Origin of the sequence: Burkholderia sp. Ap-955 (assembly GCF_011753045.1) — a bacterium.
Lineage (GTDB): Bacteria > Pseudomonadota > Gammaproteobacteria > Burkholderiales > Burkholderiaceae > Burkholderia > Burkholderia lata_D.
Genome location: NZ_VWWH01000192.1, coordinates 1 through 2760 on the forward strand (window position 1 = coordinate 1; position 2760 = coordinate 2760).

At 64.4% G+C, this 2760-nt stretch carries 3 protein-coding genes; all 3 read right to left on the bottom strand.

The features are described from left to right. Positions 1 to 787, bottom strand: a 787-nt coding sequence (gene potA / locus F3J15_RS37155; RefSeq protein ID WP_166897758.1) for a polyamine ABC transporter ATP-binding protein, incomplete at its 3' end; no start/stop codon positions are given. A 188-nt stretch (positions 788 to 975) separates the two neighbouring features. After that, positions 976 to 2094: a polyamine ABC transporter substrate-binding protein gene (locus tag F3J15_RS37160; RefSeq protein WP_089446573.1), complete on the bottom strand. Its 1119-nt coding sequence runs from the start codon at positions 2092 to 2094 to the stop codon at positions 976 to 978. Positions 2095 to 2155: 61 nt separating this feature from the next. Then, a partial coding sequence (locus tag F3J15_RS37165) for an aminotransferase class III-fold pyridoxal phosphate-dependent enzyme (protein ID WP_166897760.1) occupies positions 2156 to 2760 on the bottom strand: 605 nt, incomplete at its 5' end.

Sequence of the window (2760 nt, forward strand, 5' to 3'; positions counted from 1 at the left end):
ACAGGTTGGTCGAGCCGATGAACTCGGCCGAGAAGCGGCTGTTCGGAAACTCGTACACCTCGCCCGGCGCGCCGATCTGCACGATCTTGCCTTCGCTCATCACCGCGAGGCGGCTGGCCATCGTCATCGCCTCTTCCTGGTCGTGCGTGACCATCACGCAGGTCACGTCGACCTTCTCGATGATGTTCACGAGTTCGAGCTGGGTCTTCTGGCGGATCTTCTTGTCGAGCGCGGACATCGGTTCGTCGAGCAAGAGCAGCTTCGGGCGCTTGACGAGCGAGCGGGCCAGCGCGACACGCTGCTGCTGGCCGCCGGAGAGCTGGTGCGGCTTGCGCTGCGCGTACTTGCTCATCTGCACGAGCGCGAGCGCATCGGCCACGCGCTCCTTGATTTCGTTCTTCGGCGTGCCTTCCTGCTTGAGGCCGAACGCGACGTTCGATTCGACCGTCATGTGCGGGAACAGCGCGTACGACTGGAACATCATGTTCACCGGGCGGCGGTACGGCGGCAGCGACGCGAGGTCCTCGCCGTCGACGAAGATCTTGCCGGAGGTGGCGGTCTCGAGCCCGGCGAGCATGCGCAGCAGCGTCGACTTGCCGCAGCCCGAGCTGCCGAGCAGCGCGAACAGCTCGTTCTTCGCGATCGTCAGGTTCACGTTGTCGACGGCGGTGCTGTCGCCGAACTTCTTCACGACGTTTTCGATGCGCACGAACGTGTCGTTTTGCGTACGGGCCGCGGGGGCCGGTTGGGTCTGTCGTGCAGCAGCGGAAGAGGGTATCGATTGCATGGGATTCACCATTCGTTCTTCACGGATTGCAGGCGTGAGTGTCCCCGCGCGAGGCGCAGGACGCGACTCACGGGCGACGGCTCGTGCCGGATGGAACAGTGCGCGCGGCGCGCGCGGGCGGACGGAGGTCCGCGGATCTCAGGCGGGCAGGCGTCAAGCGACGCCTGCGCCGCCGGAATTCAGGGTGATCAGTGGCCGGTCTTCAGTTGGGCCCACAGGCGGTTCTCGAGGCGCAGGATGTCGGCCGGCATCGGCTTCATCAGCACCATCTTCTTCAGCACGTCTTCAGGCGGGTAGACGGTCGGGTCCTGCGCGACGGCCGGCGTGACGAACTGGTGCGCGGCCTTGTTCGCGGTCGGGTAGAACACCGTATTGGTGATCGCCGCGTTGACCTTCGGATCGGATACGTAGTTGATCCACTTCAGTGCGCTCTCGGGGTGCGGCGCATCCTTCGGGATCACCATCACGTCGAACCACAGCAGACCGCCTTCCTTCGGATTCGAGAACTTGATGTCGTACGAACGCTTCGCCTCGGCCGAGCGGCGATGCGCGATGCCGACGTCACCCGACCAGCCGAGCGCGACGCACACGTCGTTGTTCGCGAGGTCGTTGATGTAGCCGGACGAGTTGAACTGGGTGATGTACGGGCGGACTTTCTTCAGGACTTCGAAGGCAGCCTGGTAGTCGCCGGGATTCTTGCTGTTCGGATCCTTGCCCATGTACTGCAGCGTGGCCGCGAACACGTCGACGGCCTGATCGAGGAACGACACGCCGCAGCTCTTCAGCTTTTCCATGTTGGCCGGGTCGAACACCAGGGCCCAGCTGTCGACCGGCGCCTTGTCGCCGAGCGCCTTCTTCACCGCCTGCGCGTTGTAGCCGATGCCGTCCGTGCCGTAGGCCCAGGGCACACCGTACTGGTTGCCCGGATCGGCATCCGAGATCATCTTCATCAACAGCGGGTCGAGGTTCGCGAGGTTCGGCAGCTTCGACTTGTCGAGCTTCTGGTACACGCCGGCCTGGATCTGCTTGGCCATGTAGTTCGACGTCGGCACGACGATGTCGTAGCCCGAACTGCCGGCCAGCAGCTTCGCCTGAAGCGTGTCGTCGCTGTCGTAGTTGTCGTACTTGACGTGAATGCCCGTCTGCTTCTGGAAGTTCGGGATCGTGTCGGGTGCGATGTAGTCGGACCAGTTGTAGACATTCAGCTCGTCGGCCGCGTGTGCCGTCGGGCTGGCGACCGACGTGAACGCGGCCGCGGCGGCAAGGGCGGCAACAGAACAGGCTTGGCGAAGAAAGCAGGCACGCATGGTGGAATTCCCCTGGTTATGGCGGCGTGCGGCGCCCGCCGCACGCCTGTAGGCAAAACCGTTACGAAATACCCAGTTGCTGGGCGGTTGCATCGACTGCTTTTTTCGCCTTCGATACGAGTTCATCGATTTCCGGACGCGTGATCACGAGCGGCGGCGACAGCAGCATCCGGTCGCCGGTCGCACGCATGATCAGGTTGCCGTTGAAGCAGAAGTCGCGGCAGATCGTGCCGACGTCGCCGCCGTTCGCGAAGCGGCGGCGTTCGGCCGGCGCTTCGGCGAGCTGGAGGCTCGCGACGAGGCCGTGGCCATGCACTTCGCCGACGATCGGATGACGCGCGAAGGTTTCGCGCATCAGCGCCTGGAAGTACGGGCCCGTGTCGTTCTTCACGCGCTCGACGATCCCTTCGTCGCGCAGCAGCTTCAGGTTCGCGACCGCGACGGCCGCCGCGACCGGGTGGCCCGAGTACGTGAGGCCGTGGTTGAATTCGCCGTTGTCGATGATCGGTCGCGCCACGCGTTCGTGAATGCCGACCGCCCCCATCGGCACGTAGCCCGACGTGAGGCCCTTCGCCATCGTGATGAGATCGGGTTCGAAACCGAAGTGTTGGTGTGCGAACCATTCGCCGGTGCGGCCGAAGCCGCCGATCACTTCGTCGGCCACCA